Genomic DNA, 2,756 nt, shown 5'->3' on the forward strand with positions numbered 1-2,756 from the left:
CAATCTCGGTCGGGCCCACAAAGCCCACGCAGGTTCGAATCCTGCCCTCTCCGCCAGGGCTTCGGCATAGTCGGTCCTCGTCCTTTTGATCACGTGAGGCAGGGAAGGTCGAGGGTGCGGGTTTGGCCCCGGACTGTCCGGCGGAGGCCGGCGGCGATGTTGCGGACGCCGGCCAGGCGAAGGGCTCCGATCGTGAGGTTTCTGCGGGTAGCCATCGCCCGGGGTGCGTTGCCGGTCCGCACCCGTGAGGCATCCTCGGTGAAGGTCACGTCTCTCACGTGGTGGGGGCCTCGATGTGCCGGTGGCCGCGGACCAGTTGGGCGAGCCGGGCGGGTGGGGCCTGTTCCGCGGTGAGGCTGGTGACCGCGCAGACGGTCCAGGGCGTCCGCGTCGATCCTGGCCAGGAGCCTGCGGACCGTTGACTCCGCGGGTCGGGGCGCTCCAGGACGGCGCAGGCCGTCAGGGCCGGCACCGCGACGAGCGGATGTCTCACTCCGCGTGAACCACGCGGGTCGGGAACCTGCGCGAGGCGTTTGCGGGAGGCCGGGAAACTCACCACTCACGGCCTCCGGACGGGAGCCGGGTTGGTCAGGAGCGGGAGAGACCGGAGATGACGCGTCGGCGGGCACGGGCTTCCCGGGATCACAGAGCGTAGAGAACTCCATGATCACGGATGTCCGTGCCTGTACCGCATCGGACCCCGTCCAGCCCGGCCATCCCGTCAGGAACCGGACGTCAATCGACTACACCGAAGCCCTGCCCTCTCCGCTCGTCGTACACCCCGACTCTCGGCATCCGGCTTCCGGCGCGGTCCCGGTCCCGGTGCCGCACACACCGTCGGCGCCCCGACGACGCGCCCGCATCCACCCGCCACACCCTTCCGCTTGAGCTCCACATTCCGACAACTGCCCAGTTCAGTGCCCCTACTGGCGCAACTCGGACTCACCCAGAAGAAAAAATACCTTCCCAAAGGAATCATCTTGTGTCAGGGTGGAGTCGGGAGGAGACCCGGGACGGAAACCAGCCGAAAGACCGCCAAGCGGCTTCGGCGAGACGGACTGTCGCGCCCGGCCCCTGACCACTCTCTGCCGCACTGATCGCCTAGGGGGAAACATGCTGAGGTTCTCGATCCTCGGGGCACTGCAGATCCGCACCGCGTCGGGACCGGCCGAGATCTCCGGCGATCTGCAGCGGACCCTGGTCCAGACGCTACTGGTCAGCGAGGGCCAGTCGGTCTCCGGTGAGGCGCTGGTCGAGGAGATGTGGGGCGAAGGCGCCCCGGACAACCAGGCCAATGCACTGCAGGCCCACGTCAGCCGACTGCGCCGCAAGCTGCGCGGCCTGGAGCCCGACCGCGGCATCTCGCGCGTCACCATCCACCCCTCGGGCTACCGCCTGACGGTGGGCGAGGGAGAGCTGGACGCCGCCGTTTTCGCCAGGACAGTCCGCCAGGCCGAGGCCCTCGGCTCCGGCTCACCGGAAGCGGCGGCCCGGTTACTGAGGCAGGCCCTGGCCATGTGGCGAGGACCGGTCTTCGGTGGCTTCACCGACGGGACCCTGTGCCAGCTCGCCGGCGCCCGCTACGAAGAGTACCGCATGCGGGCCATGGAACTCCGCTTCGACGCCGAGCTGCGGCTCGGCCGGCACGCCGCCGTCCTGGCCGAGCTCGCCGAGACCCACACGAACCACCCGCTCAGGGAACGCTTCTGCGAGCAGTTGATGGTCGCCCTGTACTGCGCGGGTCGCCAGGCCGACGCGCTGGACGTCTTCCGTCGTATGCGCCGCCACCTCGCTGACGAACTCGGCATCGAACCCTCCCCCGCACTGCGTCAGGTCGAGAGCGCCATCCTGTCCCACGACCCGGTGCTCTCCCGTGACGTACGTGCTCCTCTGCTCCAGCTCACCTGACACCACCGTTCCCGACGCCGCGTAAGCGGCGTGTCAGCCGCTGGTCAGCGCTGCCTGGAACGATTCGAACCGGAAGTGAACACCGCCCCGCGACCTTTGGAGAACTGCATGTCCATGAGCCAATCGCCGGCCCGCTCCGTGACGGCCCAGGAGCGCGTTGAGGCCGCGCGCCCGTTACGTCTCTTCCTCGGCCTCGACGCCGTCGTGACCGGCGGCAACGGTCTCATCTATCTGTTTGCCGCCGGCCCGGTGGGGGACCTGCTCGACCTCGACACCGGCTTCCTTCGCGGCATCGGCGTGTTCCTCACCGTCTACGGCGCACTGGTCGCCGTGCTGGCCAGCCGTCCGGTGCCGCCCACCGCGGCCACCAAGGTGGTCATCGAGGCGAACCTGCTGTGGGCGGCCGCGAGCGTGGCCGCCGTGGTCTTCGGCTGGTTGGACCCGAACACCGTCGGCACGGTATGGATCCCGCTCCAGGCGGCTGTCGTCGCCGCCTTCGCCGTGCTCCAGATGAACGGTCTGCGCCGGCTCGGCAACTGACATCCCGTCCCATCAGGGGGAGACATGAGGTCCCACGTCGCGGAACTGGCCGGGATACGCCGCCGGGCGCTGGCGGGTCCGGGTGAGCGGGCCACCGAGGCCCAGCACGCCAAGGGCAAGCTGACCGCGCGTGAGCGGATCGAACTGCTGCTGGACGAGGGGTCGTTCCGGGAGGTGGAGCCGCTGCGCCGGCACCGGGCGACCGGGTTCGGCCTGGAGGACCGCAGGCCGTACACGGACGGTGTGATCACCGGCTGGGGGACGGTGGAGGGCCGCACCGTCTTCGTCTACGCCCATGACTTCCGGAT

The 2,756-nt window shown here is 69.5% G+C and carries 4 protein-coding genes; 3 read left to right on the top strand and 1 reads right to left on the bottom strand.

The genetic code is table 11. The features are described 5' to 3' along the window. Nucleotides 1–274: 274 nt before the first annotated feature. The gene (locus LJ221_RS08330; protein WP_241715057.1) at nucleotides 275–493 is read right to left on the bottom strand and encodes a hypothetical protein; all 219 of its coding nucleotides are present in this window, start codon (nucleotides 491–493) and stop codon (nucleotides 275–277) included. A gap of 620 nt (nucleotides 494–1,113) precedes the next feature. On the opposite strand from LJ221_RS08330, the gene LJ221_RS08335 reads away from it, so the two are divergent. The 3 genes from LJ221_RS08335 to LJ221_RS08345 all read left to right on the top strand — a co-directional run. Then, a complete protein-coding gene (locus tag LJ221_RS08335) occupies nucleotides 1,114–1,908 on the top strand; it encodes an AfsR/SARP family transcriptional regulator (protein WP_241715058.1) in 795 nt (264 codons plus the stop codon). Nucleotides 1,909–2,016: 108 nt separating this feature from the next. Then, a complete protein-coding gene (locus LJ221_RS08340; RefSeq protein WP_241715059.1) occupies nucleotides 2,017–2,448 on the top strand; it encodes a hypothetical protein in 432 nt (143 codons plus the stop codon). Between the two features lie 24 nt (nucleotides 2,449–2,472). Further along, nucleotides 2,473–2,756 (top strand): carboxyl transferase domain-containing protein (locus tag LJ221_RS08345; protein WP_302851969.1); only part of this gene is annotated, 284 nt, incomplete at its 3' end.

Source organism: Streptomyces sp. CNQ085, from assembly GCF_022614595.1.
GTDB lineage: Bacteria > Actinomycetota > Actinomycetes > Streptomycetales > Streptomycetaceae > Streptomyces.

Bases quoted from the DNA above. Each gene is read 5' to 3' on its own strand.
- LJ221_RS08335 (WP_241715058.1), top strand. From the start codon at position 1,114: ATGCTGAGGTTCTCGATCCTCGGGGCACTGCAGATCCGCACCGCGTCG.
- LJ221_RS08340 (WP_241715059.1), top strand. From the start codon at position 2,017: ATGTCCATGAGCCAATCGCCGGCCCGCTCCGTGACGGCCCAGGAGCGC.